Raw genomic sequence first — 14,552 nt, 5'->3', positions numbered from 1 at the left:
GTGTAATAGTAGAAAAAAAACATTCAAAATACAAAGAGATAGAAGATAAATTAAATTATAAATTTAAAAACGAAGCTTTATTAAATCAAGCACTAACACATAAAAGTTTTGGCAAAACTCATAATGAAAGGCTTGAGTTTTTGGGTGATGCGGTGCTTGATTTAATAGTAGCAAATATTTTATTTAAAGATTTCGGACATTTTAGTGAGGGAGATTTAAGCAAATTAAGAGCTGCACTTGTAAATGAAAAATCATTTGCAAAAATTGCAAAATACCTAAATATAGGAGATTTTTTACAATTATCAACTTCAGAAGAAAATAACGGCGGAAGAGCAAAGCCAAGCTTACTTTCAGATGCTTACGAAGCAATAATAGGTGCAATTTATTTAGAAAGTGGTTATGAAAAAGCAAGAGAAGTTGGCGAAAAGATTTTAAATGAAGTTTTTCCTAAGATTGATATAGAACTTATAAAAGATTATAAAACAAAGCTTCAAGAAAAAACTCAAGCAATAATGGCACAAACACCAGAATATAAAATCCTTAGCACAAAAGGACCTGATCATAAAAAAGAATTTGAAATAGGGCTTTTCTTAAACGATGAATTATTTACAAAAGCCATAGGAAATAGCAAAAAAGAAGCAGAGCAAAGTGCTGCAAAATTAGCACTAGAAAGATTAGAAGATGAATAGTTTTGGAAGTTTTTTAAAATTTAGTAGCTTTGGAGAAAGTCACGGAAAAGCAATAGGCGTTGTGATAGATAATTATCCAGCAGGAATTAAGATTGATGTTGATTATATAAACTCACAATTAAAGCTAAGGCAAGGTGGCGGAGCATTTAGTACTCCTAGAAAAGAAGCTGATGAGATAAATATAATTAGCGGAGTATTTAATGATATTAGCACAGGTGCTCCAATTTGTGTGCTAGTAGAAAATAACAACACTAGAAGTAAAGATTATAAAGAGCATTTACGCCCTGCTCATGCTGATTTTAGCTATTATGCAAAATACGAGCATTTTGATTATCGTGGGGGTGGTAGAAGTAGTGCTAGAGAAAGCCTTGCAAGGGTTATTGCAGGAAGTTTTGCAGATTTAATACTAAAAGAATTTAATATAAGAACTTATGCAAGTATTTGTGGGGTTGGTGGAGTTAGTTTAGATGAGTTTAAATTTAGCGAAAATGATTACAAAAACGCTTTAGCTAAGGATTTTAACGCCTTAGGCGATGATTTAATAAAAGAATTATTTAAAGATGAAATCATAAAAGCAAAAAATAATAATGATAGCGTAGGTGCTAGTGTAAGTGTTGCTGCATTTGGCGTAATGGCAGGGCTAGGAAATGGGCTTTATGATAAGTTAGATGCTAGAATTGCAAGTGCATTTATGGGGCTTAATGCTGTAAAGTGTGTTGAAATTGGAGCAGGAAGAAAGCTAAGCTCAATGAATGGCTCTTTTGCAAATGATGAGATTTTAGGTGTTAGCAATAGTGAAAATCATACAAACACCACAAGCAGTATAGTGAAAAAATCAAGTAATTTTGTATCATTTAAAGAAGCAAAAGCTAATATAAACAAGCCTTTATTTTTGCATACTAGACATAATTTTAGTGGCGGAGTTGTTGGCGGAATTAGCACAGGGGAAAATATTTATATCAAGGCTCATTTTAAGCCAACTCCATCAATTTTTAAAGAACAAACTATGCTAAATAAAGATTTAAAACTTATAAAAGATTCAATACATGGAAGACATGATCCTTGCGTTGGAGTGCGTGGGGCTGTTGTTTTAAAATCAATGTTAAGCTTTATAATAGCTGATTTTTTAATGTTAAATTCGTGTGCTAAAATAAGCAACCTTAAAAAAATCTACAAAGGAGAATAAATGCCAGTAATTAATATAAAACTAGCAGCGCCAATGCCAAATAAAGAAAAATGCGAAGAAATCATAAAAGATTTAACCGAATATTTTGAAACAAAATTAGGCAAAAAGCGTGAAAGAATAGTAATAATGCTAGAAGAAATCCCACAATCTCACATAGGTTTTGGTGGAAGAAGTGTTGAGAATATCAATAATGCTGATTTTGTGAATAATTACAAATTAGAAGATAGATAAAATTCCCTATTTTAGGGGAATTTCTATGCAAATTTTACTTTCTTTACTATTTGGATTTTTTATTTTTATCGGTGTTTTTTTAGAATTTTTTTATTTTGCATGGAGAGCTTTTAGGCTTTTTGATGCTGCTTATCCTTTAATATCTTTAGCAATTTTTACGATTTTAATTTTATTAATTATTAAAATAATTAGAAAAATTAGCTTTAAAAAATTTTTACTCATTAGTATAATAATCATTAGTTTTGAAGCACTTTTTGTTAGAACTGTTGTTGATTATTCTAGTTTTAATGATTTTAGCTATGTTTTAAAAAGTAGTTATGAAAAAGACTTACTTGGGGTTTGTGTAAAAGATAATGAGATTTTAAGTAAAGATAAGCTTGTAAAAAGAGCTACGAATGATTTTTTAGACAAAACTAGAGCTTATTATAAAAATATTGCTTATGAATATATAAAAAAACATATATATTTTTATACCCTTGATGAGATAAAGGATTTTGATGATTTAAAATCATTTGATATAGAAAGTCTTCAAAAACGTAAAATAAATAGTAAAAACTATTCAGAAAAACTATTAGAAAGGCCTTTGTTTTTATCAACTAGCAGAGGATATGATATTGTATTTTTTAAAGGTGGATTTGATGTAAAAGATGGATTTTTAGAGTATTCATATACGACAACTGATAATAATTTAGGTTCAAAATTTAAGTTTAGAGTAGAAATTGATCGTTGTGGCAATACAAATAGAGCTTATGATGAAAAACCTTGCTTTGATATGTTTGAGTGTAGGCTAAATCATCTTTTATAAAACTTAAATTTCTTTAAACTAGAGTAAAACTTAGTTAATTGTTTATTTAAATTCCTATTTCAAATTCCTTTGTTTTTAAAGGGTAGGGCAGAAGAATTTAAAATAGGAATTTGGTTTGATAATTTGTGTAAGGTTTAAAAATTGTTAAGTATTTAATTCATAAAATATTCATAACTTAGCTTAGAAAGGGTTAAAAATACTATTATTAAAAAGATTTTTTTAATTGATGTGCTTTTATATTTTAGAACAAACTTAGCTCCTAAAAATGCTCCAAATATCCCACAAGCTGCCATTTTAAAACCAAGAGAATAATAAATATTAAAATCTATTATAAATACAAGAAGAGAAATCATTCCGCTTGCCATACATAAAGCTTTTGCATTAATGCTAGCTTGTTTTATATCTTGTCCTATTAAGCTAATGCTAGCAAATATCCAAAACGAACCCGTAGCAGGCCCTAAAAATCCATCATAAAAACCGATTAATAAGCCAAATAATGGATAAAATAATTTTTCGCCCATTATTTGTTTTGCTTTAATTGAGCCTAGTTTTGAATTAAATATAGAATAGATAAATATGGCTAAAAGTGTAAATAAAATAATCGGTTTTAATGGTTCAGGATTTATTATGATTAAAACTCTAGCACCAATTATTCCACCTATTAGGCTAAAAATTATGCCTAAAAATAACTTTTTAAACTCAATATATTTAAAAAGCGTAGAAAAAGAACAAAGCATAGCAAACATTGCTTGAAATTTATGCGTGCTTATTGCAAGTTGCTCTCCTAATCCAAAGGCTATTAGCATAGGAATTATAATAAGACCGCCACCACCACAAATAGCGTCAATAAATCCTGCAAAAGTAGCTGAGATTAATACGATTATTTCTTGAATTATGCTAAGATCTGGCATTTTTAATAAGCTCGTTTAAGGCTTTTTCATCATTAGTTTGTGATATTCTATAAAGTGCGAAATCGTATTTTAAAGGATCATTCGGACAAAATTCTCTTAAAGCCTTGCTTAGTTCAAGCATACATTTTTGATCGGCTTGTTTTCTTGTAATTAGTCCTAATTTTAAGCCCATTTTATGTGTATGTGTATCAAGTGGCATTAATAAATCAGCTGGGTTTATCTCATCAAATAAACCTAAATCTAAATTATCATTTCTTACCATCCAACGATAATACATACAATATCTTTTATAAGCACTTGTTTTATTTACCTTGCTAAAGAAAAACTCATAACCAGCACTTCTATAATCATTTAAAGAATAAATTTCATTAATAAAGGCATAAATTACATTTAGTAATTTATTTTCTTTGCTAGATTTGTATATTTTATGGCTAAAGTCTTTTATGCTTGTTTTTTCTTTAAATCTTTTTAAACTTATGAAAATCTGCGCTACATCTTGTGAGCTTTGAAATCTATATAAATTATTAAGTTCTTTAATTTCATTATCACTTTTATCAAGTAGTGAAAAATCAAGTTTTTTTAAAAATTTAACAATAGCTCCAGCGTTTCCATAAGCAAATAAAGCACAAATAAGTGCAATAAATTCTATATCTTTATGATTTATATTATCATAAACAACTTGTAATGGGTCAGGATGAGAATAAAGGTTATCTAAAGTATTTTTAACACTTGCTGCTTCATCTAATAATTGTTTTATCATAATTTTTCTTTTAGGCTAGTTATTTTTAAATACGATTCTTCAAGCCTTTTTCTAGTGATTTTACCATCATTTACAGCTTTTGTGATTATATCTACTACATAGCTTGCTGTATCTCCGTATTTGATTTTTGATAATCCAAAATATAGTATATCAACACCTGCATTTATACTATTTATTATTCTTTCGCTAAAGTCAATATTATCTAAATCACCGCCTAAAATATCATCACTTATAATAACGCCTTTATAAGCTAAATCATTTTTTAAAATATTTATGATTTTTTCTGACATTACTGCTGGATTTGTATCTAGCATAGGATAGATTTTATTTGAGATCATGATCATATCTACTTTATTTGTTTGTGAAAAATCATAAAATGGCTTTAAAAAGCTTATTTTATAGTCTTTTACTTCTTTTTCTAAGTAATTCATATCACCAGGAAATGTTTTTGCTGATACTAAAATATTGCTTTGTTTAAAGGCATCTGAATACTCTCTTGCATAAATACTGAGTTTATCTAACAAATCATTTGTAATTTGAGTATTTACTCCAAGGCTTAGATTTAGATTTAATCCTAATTCTTTTAGATTTAGTGCTGTTTTTAAGTAACTAAGTCTTGCATCGTTTATATTAAGTGTTTGATTTACAAAATCAGGCTCTTTAAAATACATAAAATCATAATTTTTATCTAAATCTTTATAATCAATTGCTAAAAATAATGGATTTACTATTGCTATATTTTTAAATCTTTTTACTAGTTTTTTTGCTTGTTCTGTATCGGTAAAATTATTTGCTCTAAATACAATACCGCCTAATTTTCCTAAGCTTGCTTCTTGACCTAGCTTTCTTATTGTGTATTCTTTAATGTCTTTTCCATTAAAGCCTATCATAATCATTTGCCCTGCTAGTCTTTGTGTGCTTATGTTTGATAAATTTGAAGAATAGCCTATGCTTATTGCAAATATTAATATTAATAACTTTTTCATCTTTTAAGTAAATCTTGTAAGCTTATTTTTACATCTTTTCCATCTAAAATTAATGATATTTCATTTGCAATAGGGCAATAAATATTATTAGTTTTAGCGATTTTACACACTGATTTTGTAGTGGCAATTCCTTCGGCAACTTCTTGTAATTCCTTATATATTTGCTCTTTTGAATATCCTTTTGCAAGCATTAAACCAACTCTATAATTTCTAGAAAGTGTTGAGCTTGCAGTTAAAAATAAATCCCCAGCCCCACTAAGTCCTAAAAATGTATTATCTCTTGCTCCAAAAAATTTACCAAATCTAGTAATTTCAATAAGGCCACGAGATATTAAAGCAGCTCTTGCATTATTGCCTAATTCTAATCCATCACAAATCCCACTTGCAATTGCAATTATGTTTTTATAAGCACCACAAATCTCTGCACCGATTACATCAGTATCTGTGTATGTTTTAATAAAGTTTGGAAAAAAGGCTGCAAATTCCTGATTCAAATTCTCATTAATTCCACTAATTACTAAAGCAGTTGGTAAATTTTTGCTAACTTCAGCTGCAAATGATGGACCTGTTAAAACACATATATTTTCTTTATGAAAAAAATTTGAAAATATATCATGTAAGAACATATCTTCATAAATACCTTTTGATGCGATTAAAACTTTATTGTTATTTATACTTGCGAAATTAGTTTTAAGATAATCATAAGTTCCTTGAGCGCTCAAAGCAAATACTAAATATTCGCTTTTTTTAGCTTCATCTATACTTATATAATCTCCATCTTTTTTATTAAAAGGACAAATATTTACTTTATTATTAAGTGAGATAGCATGAGCTATTGCGCTACCCCACTTACCTGAGCCTATTACGCTAATCATCCAAGCTTAGCCTTTAAAAGCTCATTTACTTTTGCAGGATTAAAGGCACCTTTTCCTTCTTTCATTACTTGACCTACAAAGAAACCAAATAATTTATCTTTACCTGATTTATATTCTTCTACTTTATCTGTGTTTTTAGCTAGAATTTCATCAATGATTGTATTTATTGCACCATCATCACTAACTTGTTTTAAGCCAAGTTTTTCAATACATTCACTTACGCTAATATCATTTTCAAATAAATATGCTAAAACATCTTTTCCTGCTTTATTTGAGATTTCTCCACTATCAATCGCTTTGATTAAATCTGCTAATTTTTCTTTACTTACAGGAGAATTTGTGATATTTAACTCACCTTTTAAAAGCCCCATAAGTTCTACGCTAAGCCATGTGGTACTAAGTTTAGCCGAGCAACCACTTTCTATTAAATATTCAAAGAATTTAGCCATTTCAAGAGAACTTACTAAAACCTTTGCATCATCTTCTTTTATTCCGTATTCACTCATATAGCGAGCTATTTTTTCATCTGCTAATTCTGGAATTTTTACATCTATCATTTCTTTAGTAGCTAATACAGGCAATAAATCAGGGTCAGCAAAATATCTATATTCAGCTGCTTCTTCTTTGCTTCTCATAGATTTTGTTACAAGTCTTGTTGTATCAAACAATCTTGTTTCTTGAACTATTTCGCTTTCGTATTTACCATCCATCCAAGCTGCTATTTGTCTTTCTTTTTCATATTCAATAGCTTTTTGAATAAATCTAAAACTATTTAGGTTTTTAATTTCTACCCTTGTATAAAATTTCTCATCACCTTTAGGACGAATTGAGATATTTACATCACATCTAAATGAACCTTCTTGCATATTTGCATCGCTAATATCTAAAAATCTTATAATAGAATGAAGTTTTTTTAGATATGCAACTGCTTCATCTGCACTTCTAATTTCTGGTTCGCTTACTATTTCTAAAAGCGGAGTTCCTGCACGATTTAAATCTACTAAAGAATTATCATTTTCGTGAATATTTTTACCTGCATCTTCTTCTAAGTGTGCTCTTGTAATTCCTATTGTTTTTTTACCAAAATCGCCTTCAATTTCAAGTTTTCCACCTTCTACAATTGCTACATCAAATTGAGATATTTGATAAGCTTTAGGTAAGTCAGGATAAAAATAATTTTTTCTATTAAAAATACTTACTTCATTTATTTTTGCATTGATAGCTTTACCAAAATATATTGCCTTTTGTAAAGCTTCTTTATTTAATACTGGTAAAGCACCTGGTAAAGCCAAGCACACAGGGCAAACATTAGTATTAGCAACTTCTCCAAAACTTGTTGCGCATGAGCAAAAGATTTTAGTTTTTGTGTTTAGTTGTGTATGAACTTCAAGACCGATTACTACTTCAAATTCCATTAATGCTCCTCATCAAGTGCAATAGCACCTGCAATATATACATAAGTAAGTATCATAAATACGAATGTTTGTAAGCAAGCCATAAAAGTTAATAGAAAATATGGTGGAAGTGGTGCAACGAATGGAACTAGAGTTAAGATAACTCCTAAGAATAAATCATCACCTTTTATATTTCCAAATAAACGGAATGATAATGAAACAATACGAGAAAAGTGTGAAATCACTTCTACAACAAACATAAGCGGAGAAATAAGTTTAACAGGTCCTAAGAAATGTTTAAAATATTTACAAACTCCTTGAGTTTTTATACCTTCATAATGATAGTAAAAAAATACAATAACAGCTAAAGGAAGTGTTAAATTTAAACTAGCACTTGGAGCTTCAAAACCTGGAATAATTCCTATCATATTGCTAACAAAAACAACAAGACCTAAGGTAGCAATTAAAGGAACATATTTTAAAGAAGCTTCTTTTGAACCTATTGTATCTTTACCCATATTTAATACGCCTTCTAAGAACATTTCCATGATATTTTGAACACCTTTTGGAACTAATTGCATTTTAGAAGTGGCAGCTTTTGCTAGAACTAAAATTATTGCAAGAACTAAAACTAGATGAATTAAATAAGCCATTTTAATATCATCAGTAATAAATTCGCTAAACAAAAATAAACTATCGTGCATTTATTATCCTTAAAATTGAAAGTAATTCCTTGATTTTACAAAAGCTCCTTTAGTAATTGGTTAATGTTTTTGTAAAAAATATGGAATATGATTTGCTTTATTAAACATATTTATAATAAGGAAAATTTATGCGTTTTATAGTTTTTATTTTCATGTTTTGTGGCTATCTTTTTTCAACTTCTATAAAAGATGTTGCAAATATTGTTGGGGTAAGAGATAACGAATTAATAGGATATGGTCTAGTTGTAGGTCTTAATGGTAGCGGAGATGGTTCTAGTAGTGAATTTACTATTCAATCAATTGCTAATATGCTAGGCTCAATGAATATAAAAATAAGCCCTGATGACATTAAAAGTAAAAACACAGCAGCAGTTATGATAAGTGCAAAGTTGCCTGCATTTGCTAAAGCAGGGGATAAAATAGATGTAAATGTAGCTTCTTTAGGAGATGCCAAAAGTCTTAAAGGTGGCACACTTTTACTGAGTGCTTTAAAGGGTGTTGATGGCAATATTTATGCTTTAGCACAAGGAGCTTTAAGCATTGATAGTAGTGGAAAAGGTGCTAGTATGACTAATGCAAAGATTACTAATGGAGCTAGTATTGAGCGTGAAGTTGGCTTTGACTTTAGTAATCAAAATATGATAACTCTTAGCTTAAAACAAAATGATTTTGCATTAGCTAGTAAGATTAAAAACTCAATTAATAAAGCATTTGATTTAGATATTGCAAGAGCAACCGATGGTAAAACAATAATAATAGAGCGTCCTGAAGAAGAAAGCGCAGTTGATTTTATAGCTAAGGTTTTAAGCCTTGATGCAGGCGAAGTGAATGCAAATAGTAAAATTATAATAAATGAAAAAACAGGAACCATTATTAGTGGAATTGATGTTGAAGTTAGCCCTGTTTTGATTTCTCATGGAAATATTACAATTAAAATTGAGCCAAAAAGACCTTATGAGTTAAAAGATAATGAAGTTGATTTAAAAGATGGAAGTGTAATTGATACGAGTGCAAATATTTTAAGAATTGCAAATGATAAAATAACTCTTGCAAATATTACAAGAGCTTTGAATAAATTAGGAGCAAGTCCTGCTGATGTTATTACTATTATTAAAAATCTAAAACAAGCAGGTGCTATTAATGCTGAATTGGAGATTTTATAATGGATTTGTCAAAAATATATGAAAGTACTTATAAAAATACTTTACCTAATACAAATACTTTAATAAAACTAAGTGAGAATGAAAAAAGCGATTTTGCTAATATTTTAGAGAAAAAAACAAATGAATTAGAGAAGAAAAAGCATTTTGATATAGCAAATAATTTAGAGTTTAAGACTCAAAATATTGATGAAAAATTATTAAGAGAGCAAACCGATGCTTTTGAAGCTTTTATGATAAAAAATGTTTTAGATATTAGCTTAAAGATTGAAAATCCTTTGTTTGGCAAAGATGCAGCCGATGATATTTATGGCTCTATGTATAATGATGCTATGAGTAAGGCTTTAAGCGGGGGGCTTGGCTTTTCAGAAATTTTATTTAATTTTTTAAAAGAAAGACTATAAAGATTTTTAAACTTTGTCCGATATAGTAGAAAATATTATTAAAAAAGGTTGAAAGATGTTAAACTCAGTTAGTTCATCTATGGCTTATTCAAGTCAAGATATTTTAAAACCTAAGTTAAGTAAAAGCGAGAATATTGATAGCAAAAGCGATGTAAAACAAAGCTCTCTTAGTCCAAAAGCAGCTGCAATTGCAGAGCAAATTGCTAATGGAACTTATAAAATAGATTTAAAAGCTACTGCAAACGCTATTTTAAATGAGTTAAGCTGATGATAGAAAAAAGATTAAGCACTGCAAATAATTTATTACTAACTATCATCAAGCTTACAGAACAAGGAATTGCAGATATAAGGGAAGCTAGAAAAGATAGATTAGATAGCCAAAATAAAGAAAAATTAGATGCTTTAAATGCTTTTTTAAAAGAAAAAAAAGCTTTAGATATGGCATTATTAGATTTAGCAAATAAAAATAACGGCAACTTAACTGATGTTTTAAGCGAAAAAACTAATGATTTATTACAGCAATTAAGATTTAATTTAAATTATTTATTAGCAAAAAATAAAGAATATGCAAGATATGTATTATCAGTAAAAGAATTTTATGATTCTATGTTAGAAGAAATGTTAAAAGACAGTATAGAAGTAAATGGCTATAAGCAAGAATACAAAAATACTTCAACTCTAAATCAAACTTTATAAGATAGGAATTTCAAATTCCTATTTCAAATTCTTTAAACAAAATATCATGAATTTAAAATCAATTTCTTAATTTAACTACTTGTTATTTTAATTGTTTTTTATACTGATTAAAATATAAGGTTTATTTTTAAAATTCTATGTGAATTTAAAAAATCAAATTCTATTAAAACTATTTGAAATAATCTATTTTAAGTAAGTAAAAGCAAAATATTAGAATTAAATAAAAGATTAAAATATTTGGGTTTTATATATCAAAAACAAAGAGAATTTGAATTAGGAATTTGGTTTTTAAATTTTTAAAAAGCTAAAAATATTATTGAGTTTTAAATTTAATTTTTATTCAAACATTTGTAATATCAATATTTTAACAAATATATTATTGTAATAATACAATTTCAAAGATAGTTTTAATTTCCTAATTCAAATTCTAAAAGAATTTGAATTAGGATTTTGCTTAATGACAAGCTGGGGTATTTGAAGTTGGTTGAATACTAGAATTATCAGCCTTTGCAGTGTTTAAAAACTCAATTAATTTAAACGCAGCTTCTTCGTATCTTTTAGCTACAACTGAGTTTGGCTCGCACATTGATACAGGCTTGCCACTATCTCCACCACTTCTAATAGATAAATCAATAGGAATACAGCCTAAAATAGAGCAATCATATTCATGAGCTAAATTAAGTGCTCCACCTTTACCAAAAATCTCATGCTCAATCTCGCAATTAGGACATATAAAACCACTCATATTTTCAATTATTCCTGCAACAGGTATGTTTAATTTAGCAAACATATCCATAGCTCTTCTACTATCATCAAGGCTTACAGTTTGTGGAGTGCTAACGCAAACTCCCGCACTAACAGGCACGCTTTGAGCTAAAGTAATTTGCGCATCACCAGTTCCAGGAGGCATATCAAGCAATAATACATCAAGCTCACTCCAAAGAACATCGCTTAATAATTGTTCAATCGCTTTCATAACCATAGAACCTCTCCACATTAGCCCTTGACCTGCTTCAATTAGATTTCCCATACTCATAAGCTCAATTCCATAAGCTTTAATAGGGCGAAGTTTATTGCCTACTACTACTGGTTTTTCATCTTCAGCTCCAAGCATTCTAGGCATATTAGGTCCATAAATATCAGCATCTAATACCCCAACTTTTTTGCCTAATTTTGCTAAGCTTAGTGCTAGATTTAGAGTTGTTGTGCTTTTACCAACACCACCTTTTCCGCTACTAATCATTACAAAATGCTTAATTTGTGGAGCTAGATTTTTGATTTTTGGTCTTTTTATTTCTGGCTCTTCTAGTTTTGGTTGAATGATTTTAAGCTCTAGCTTGTAATTATTATTTCTTGCTATTGCTTCACATTCGTTTCTTATAGCGTTTGCAACTTCAATGCTAGTAGCTGGAATTTCAATATCCATTAAAATAATATCGCCTGCTAATTCGCATTTTTTAACAAAGCCAAAACTTACAATATCCTTTTGAAAATTAGGATATTTTACATTTTTGAATAATTCAATTATTTGCATTATTTCTCCTTTTTTACTTTTATGCTAACAAAAAAAGTAAAATAATAAGATGAGATTTGTATTTTTATTGATTTTAAGTATTTTTGTAAAAGCTAGTGAAATTAGTGTTTGTTATGTGAGCGAAGATTATAAGCGACTTGATACTATGTTTGGGCATTTATTTTTAGCATATAATAATAAAGCTGTTAGTTTTAATTTAAACAGCGATTTAAATGTTAAAGATAATTTATTAGCGCTTTTTGGTGTAGAAGGAATTTTACAAATTTTGCCCAAAGATAAATTAGTAAAGTTTTATGAAGATGATAAAAGATCTGTTGAGTGCTATCCACTAAATTTAAATGATAGCGAAGAAGCTAATTTATCGGCTTTATTTTATGAAAGCGACATTCTTGATACTTATACATTTTTAGGCAAAAACTGCTCATCAGCTTTAAGTGAATATGCAAAAAAATATGATGTTAGTTTAAAAAAAAGTTTAATTCCCTTAAGATTTGTATCACTTAATACTAATAAAAAAATTAATTTTTATAAAGCAGCTTTATTTTATGAGTATGATGGTTTTAATAGTTCTAATTTTTTAATTACAATGCTTAGCCTAAATGATAAATTATCTCATAGTTTAAATTTATTTTCTTTTAATAAAAGCTATTTTTCTCCTATAATTATAAGTGAATTTAATAATTTTAGCTACGAATTTGAATTAGGAATTAGATACAAAAAGGCTAGAACTTTTGCTAATTTTTTCTTAGGATATTCTTATAATGGTTTGTTTGTTGGGGCTAATAATTATGGTTTAGCTCTTGGCTTTGTGAAGGATTTTAGTAATTTTGGAATAAAGCTTAGTTTTGATAAATCTCATATAAATTTTAATTCATATTATGATTATAAAAATTATCGCTTAAGCTTAATTGCTAATCAAAATTACGCTAAAATCGGGCTTATATATTCATTTTAAGGAAATTAATGAAAAGCGTTGCAGAAAATAAAAAAGCTAGATTTGAATACAGCATTATAGATACTTATGAATGCGGCTTTGTATTACAAGGTAGTGAAGTTGTAGCTATTAGACACGGCAAAATAAACTTAAAAGATTCTTTTGTAAGAATTATTAAAGGCGAAGCTTGGCTGCTTGATTCGCATGTAGGACATATGAATACTGATAATAAGTATTTTTCGCACGAAGATAGACGTGCTAGAAAACTACTTTTAAAAAGAGCAGAAATTGATAAATTAATAGGCAAAATCAGCACCGATGGTTATACTTTAGTGATATTAAATTGCTATTTTAAGCGTGGAATTTTAAAAGGAACTCTAGCTTTAGCAAAAGGTAAAAATCTTCACGATAAACGTCAAAGTATTAAAGAAAGAGATTTAAAGCGAGAAGCTAGAGAGTATTATTAATTAACTCTTAAATATTAAACTAAAAAACATTTATATTATAAGGGAAACGATGAGAATTTATTTTGCAAACGACCATGCAGCAACTAAACTAAAGTTTGATTTAATTGATTATTTTTCTAAAGATTATGAATGTATAAATCTAGGTTGTAATAGCGATGAGAGTGTTGATTATCCTGATTATGCGAATAAGTTAGCAAATGAGCTTAAAAATAATCCTAATTCAATCGGAGTTATAATTTGTGGCACAGGAATAGGAATTAGCATAGCAGCAAATCGCCATTCGCACATCCGTGCAGCACTTTGCCACTCTAAAGAATACGCACAATTAGCAAGAGAACATAATGATGCTAATGTTATTTCACTTGGAGCTAGATTTATTGATTTTGACTTAGCAAAAGAGCTAATACTTACTTTTATTAATACGCCTTTTCTAGGTGGAAGGCATGAAATTAGAGTGCGTAAGCTAGGAAATTAAATGCTATTTATATGGATGGTAATTACTGCTTTAGTTTGTATTTGCATATATTTTATTGTAATGACTTATTATTATAGGTCTTTGTTAAATAAAGAAAGAGCTTCAAAAGAGTTTTTAAAGACAAATTTTGATGATACTGAAGTAGTTATGAGAAAGCTACAAACCCAACTCCAACGATCACTTGGAAACATTGATGTATTAAACGAAGAATTAGACAAGGTAAAAAGCGAATTAACAAGCTTAAGAACAAGAAATTCTCAATATCGTTTAGAAAATAATAAACTAAACGCAAAAATCAAAGAATTAGAAGCAAAAATTGAAAGCTTACTATAAGGAAAAAC

19 protein-coding genes are annotated in these 14,552 nt (G+C 28.5%); 12 read left to right on the top strand and 7 right to left on the bottom strand.

Features of this window, described 5'->3' with window-relative positions:
• Positions 1–5: 5 nt before the first annotated feature.
• Genes rnc through AVANS14531_RS00425 form a run of 4 tightly spaced genes read left to right on the top strand, consistent with a single transcriptional unit; the run spans position 6 to position 2,911 of the window.
• Positions 6–689, top strand: coding sequence for a ribonuclease III (gene rnc, locus AVANS14531_RS00440; protein ID WP_239818545.1), 684 nt, complete (start codon positions 6–8; stop codon positions 687–689).
• Positions 682–1,875: a chorismate synthase gene (aroC, locus tag AVANS14531_RS00435; protein WP_336610910.1), complete on the top strand. Its 1,194-nt coding sequence runs from the start codon at positions 682–684 to the stop codon at positions 1,873–1,875. Before rnc ends, aroC begins: the two co-directional genes overlap by 8 nt.
• Positions 1,876–2,106, top strand: coding sequence for a tautomerase family protein (locus AVANS14531_RS00430; RefSeq protein ID WP_239817256.1), 231 nt, complete (start codon positions 1,876–1,878; stop codon positions 2,104–2,106).
• Positions 2,107–2,131: 25 nt separating this feature from the next.
• On the top strand, positions 2,132–2,911 hold the full coding sequence (locus AVANS14531_RS00425) for a hypothetical protein (protein WP_336610909.1): 780 nt from the start codon (positions 2,132–2,134) through the stop codon (positions 2,909–2,911).
• Between the two features lie 152 nt (positions 2,912–3,063).
• Here the strand turns inward: AVANS14531_RS00425 and AVANS14531_RS00420 are convergent, their stop codons facing one another.
• From AVANS14531_RS00420 to AVANS14531_RS00395, 6 genes are read right to left on the bottom strand one after another with little or no spacing between them, the layout of a single operon-like run.
• Positions 3,064–3,822, bottom strand: coding sequence for a TSUP family transporter (locus tag AVANS14531_RS00420; RefSeq protein ID WP_336610908.1), 759 nt, complete (start codon positions 3,820–3,822; stop codon positions 3,064–3,066).
• Positions 3,809–4,582: a TIGR02757 family protein gene (locus AVANS14531_RS00415; RefSeq protein ID WP_336610907.1), complete on the bottom strand. Its 774-nt coding sequence runs from the start codon at positions 4,580–4,582 to the stop codon at positions 3,809–3,811. The genes AVANS14531_RS00420 and AVANS14531_RS00415 overlap by 14 nt, the downstream gene beginning before the upstream one ends.
• A complete protein-coding gene (locus AVANS14531_RS00410) occupies positions 4,579–5,568 on the bottom strand; it encodes a glycoside hydrolase family 3 N-terminal domain-containing protein (protein WP_336610906.1) in 990 nt (329 codons plus the stop codon). The genes AVANS14531_RS00415 and AVANS14531_RS00410 overlap by 4 nt, the downstream gene beginning before the upstream one ends.
• The gene (locus AVANS14531_RS00405) at positions 5,565–6,443 is read right to left on the bottom strand and encodes an NAD(P)H-dependent glycerol-3-phosphate dehydrogenase (RefSeq protein ID WP_336610905.1); all 879 of its coding nucleotides are present in this window, start codon (positions 6,441–6,443) and stop codon (positions 5,565–5,567) included. Before AVANS14531_RS00405 ends, AVANS14531_RS00410 begins: the two co-directional genes overlap by 4 nt.
• Positions 6,440–7,858 carry an Asp-tRNA(Asn)/Glu-tRNA(Gln) amidotransferase subunit GatB gene (gene gatB, locus AVANS14531_RS00400; RefSeq protein WP_336610904.1) on the bottom strand — a complete coding sequence of 473 codons (1,419 nt, stop codon included), beginning with the start codon at positions 7,856–7,858 and terminating at the stop codon, positions 6,440–6,442. Before gatB ends, AVANS14531_RS00405 begins: the two co-directional genes overlap by 4 nt.
• Positions 7,858–8,541, bottom strand: a complete 684-nt coding sequence (locus tag AVANS14531_RS00395; RefSeq protein WP_239817249.1) for a F0F1 ATP synthase subunit A — start codon at positions 8,539–8,541, stop codon at positions 7,858–7,860. Before AVANS14531_RS00395 ends, gatB begins: the two co-directional genes overlap by 1 nt.
• A 128-nt stretch (positions 8,542–8,669) precedes the next feature.
• Here AVANS14531_RS00395 and AVANS14531_RS00390 point away from each other — a divergent pair, with 128 nt between their 5' ends.
• From AVANS14531_RS00390 to AVANS14531_RS00375, 4 genes are all read left to right on the top strand, one after another.
• Positions 8,670–9,704: a flagellar basal body P-ring protein FlgI gene (locus AVANS14531_RS00390; RefSeq protein WP_336610903.1), complete on the top strand. Its 1,035-nt coding sequence runs from the start codon at positions 8,670–8,672 to the stop codon at positions 9,702–9,704.
• 149 nt (positions 9,705–9,853) lie between these two features.
• Positions 9,854–10,105: a rod-binding protein gene (locus AVANS14531_RS00385; RefSeq protein WP_239818544.1), complete on the top strand. Its 252-nt coding sequence runs from the start codon at positions 9,854–9,856 to the stop codon at positions 10,103–10,105.
• Positions 10,106–10,160: 55 nt separating this feature from the next.
• Positions 10,161–10,373 (top strand): flagellar biosynthesis anti-sigma factor FlgM, encoded by a 213-nt coding sequence (locus tag AVANS14531_RS00380; RefSeq protein ID WP_336610902.1) that lies wholly within the window; start codon positions 10,161–10,163, stop codon positions 10,371–10,373.
• Positions 10,373–10,801, top strand: coding sequence for a flagellar biosynthesis protein FlgN (locus tag AVANS14531_RS00375; RefSeq protein ID WP_239817246.1), 429 nt, complete (start codon positions 10,373–10,375; stop codon positions 10,799–10,801). The genes AVANS14531_RS00380 and AVANS14531_RS00375 overlap by 1 nt, the downstream gene beginning before the upstream one ends.
• A gap of 454 nt (positions 10,802–11,255) precedes the next feature.
• Here the strand turns inward: AVANS14531_RS00375 and AVANS14531_RS00370 are convergent, their stop codons facing one another.
• The gene (locus AVANS14531_RS00370; RefSeq protein WP_336610901.1) at positions 11,256–12,335 is read right to left on the bottom strand and encodes an Mrp/NBP35 family ATP-binding protein; all 1,080 of its coding nucleotides are present in this window, start codon (positions 12,333–12,335) and stop codon (positions 11,256–11,258) included.
• A 49-nt stretch (positions 12,336–12,384) separates the two neighbouring features.
• Here AVANS14531_RS00370 and AVANS14531_RS00365 point away from each other — a divergent pair, with 49 nt between their 5' ends.
• Genes AVANS14531_RS00365 through AVANS14531_RS00350 form a run of 4 tightly spaced genes read left to right on the top strand, consistent with a single transcriptional unit; the run spans position 12,385 to position 14,544 of the window.
• On the top strand, positions 12,385–13,290 hold the full coding sequence (locus tag AVANS14531_RS00365; RefSeq protein ID WP_336610900.1) for a lipoprotein N-acyltransferase Lnb domain-containing protein: 906 nt from the start codon (positions 12,385–12,387) through the stop codon (positions 13,288–13,290).
• Between the two features lie 8 nt (positions 13,291–13,298).
• Positions 13,299–13,736 carry an SsrA-binding protein SmpB gene (smpB, locus tag AVANS14531_RS00360; protein WP_239817243.1) on the top strand — a complete coding sequence of 146 codons (438 nt, stop codon included), beginning with the start codon at positions 13,299–13,301 and terminating at the stop codon, positions 13,734–13,736.
• Positions 13,737–13,785: 49 nt separating this feature from the next.
• Positions 13,786–14,211 (top strand): RpiB/LacA/LacB family sugar-phosphate isomerase, encoded by a 426-nt coding sequence (locus tag AVANS14531_RS00355; RefSeq protein ID WP_336610899.1) that lies wholly within the window; start codon positions 13,786–13,788, stop codon positions 14,209–14,211.
• Positions 14,212–14,544, top strand: a complete 333-nt coding sequence (locus tag AVANS14531_RS00350; RefSeq protein WP_336610898.1) for a hypothetical protein — start codon at positions 14,212–14,214, stop codon at positions 14,542–14,544.
• Positions 14,545–14,552 lie beyond the last annotated feature (8 nt).

Origin of the sequence: Campylobacter sp. Cr9 (assembly GCF_020138295.1) — a bacterium.
GTDB lineage: Bacteria > Campylobacterota > Campylobacteria > Campylobacterales > Campylobacteraceae > Campylobacter_E.
This window is presented reverse-complemented; position numbering and strand designations above follow the sequence as displayed.

Bases quoted from the DNA above. Each gene is read 5' to 3' on its own strand.
- AVANS14531_RS00365 (WP_336610900.1), top strand. From the start codon at position 12,385: ATGAGATTTGTATTTTTATTGATTTTAAGTATTTTTGTAAAAGCTAGT.
- AVANS14531_RS00405 (WP_336610905.1), bottom strand. From the start codon at position 6,443: ATGATTAGCGTAATAGGCTCAGGTAAGTGGGGTAGCGCAATAGCTCAT.
- smpB (WP_239817243.1), top strand. From the start codon at position 13,299: ATGAAAAGCGTTGCAGAAAATAAAAAAGCTAGATTTGAATACAGCATT.
- AVANS14531_RS00415 (WP_336610907.1), bottom strand. From the start codon at position 4,582: ATGATAAAACAATTATTAGATGAAGCAGCAAGTGTTAAAAATACTTTA.
- AVANS14531_RS00375 (WP_239817246.1), top strand. From the start codon at position 10,373: ATGATAGAAAAAAGATTAAGCACTGCAAATAATTTATTACTAACTATC.
- AVANS14531_RS00430 (WP_239817256.1), top strand. From the start codon at position 1,876: ATGCCAGTAATTAATATAAAACTAGCAGCGCCAATGCCAAATAAAGAA.
- AVANS14531_RS00390 (WP_336610903.1), top strand. From the start codon at position 8,670: ATGCGTTTTATAGTTTTTATTTTCATGTTTTGTGGCTATCTTTTTTCA.
- AVANS14531_RS00425 (WP_336610909.1), top strand. From the start codon at position 2,132: ATGCAAATTTTACTTTCTTTACTATTTGGATTTTTTATTTTTATCGGT.
- AVANS14531_RS00380 (WP_336610902.1), top strand. From the start codon at position 10,161: ATGTTAAACTCAGTTAGTTCATCTATGGCTTATTCAAGTCAAGATATT.
- AVANS14531_RS00395 (WP_239817249.1), bottom strand. From the start codon at position 8,541: ATGCACGATAGTTTATTTTTGTTTAGCGAATTTATTACTGATGATATT.
- AVANS14531_RS00410 (WP_336610906.1), bottom strand. From the start codon at position 5,568: ATGAAAAAGTTATTAATATTAATATTTGCAATAAGCATAGGCTATTCT.
- gatB (WP_336610904.1), bottom strand. From the start codon at position 7,858: ATGGAATTTGAAGTAGTAATCGGTCTTGAAGTTCATACACAACTAAAC.
- AVANS14531_RS00420 (WP_336610908.1), bottom strand. From the start codon at position 3,822: ATGCCAGATCTTAGCATAATTCAAGAAATAATCGTATTAATCTCAGCT.
- AVANS14531_RS00355 (WP_336610899.1), top strand. From the start codon at position 13,786: ATGAGAATTTATTTTGCAAACGACCATGCAGCAACTAAACTAAAGTTT.
- AVANS14531_RS00350 (WP_336610898.1), top strand. From the start codon at position 14,212: ATGCTATTTATATGGATGGTAATTACTGCTTTAGTTTGTATTTGCATA.
- AVANS14531_RS00370 (WP_336610901.1), bottom strand. From the start codon at position 12,335: ATGCAAATAATTGAATTATTCAAAAATGTAAAATATCCTAATTTTCAA.
- aroC (WP_336610910.1), top strand. From the start codon at position 682: ATGAATAGTTTTGGAAGTTTTTTAAAATTTAGTAGCTTTGGAGAAAGT.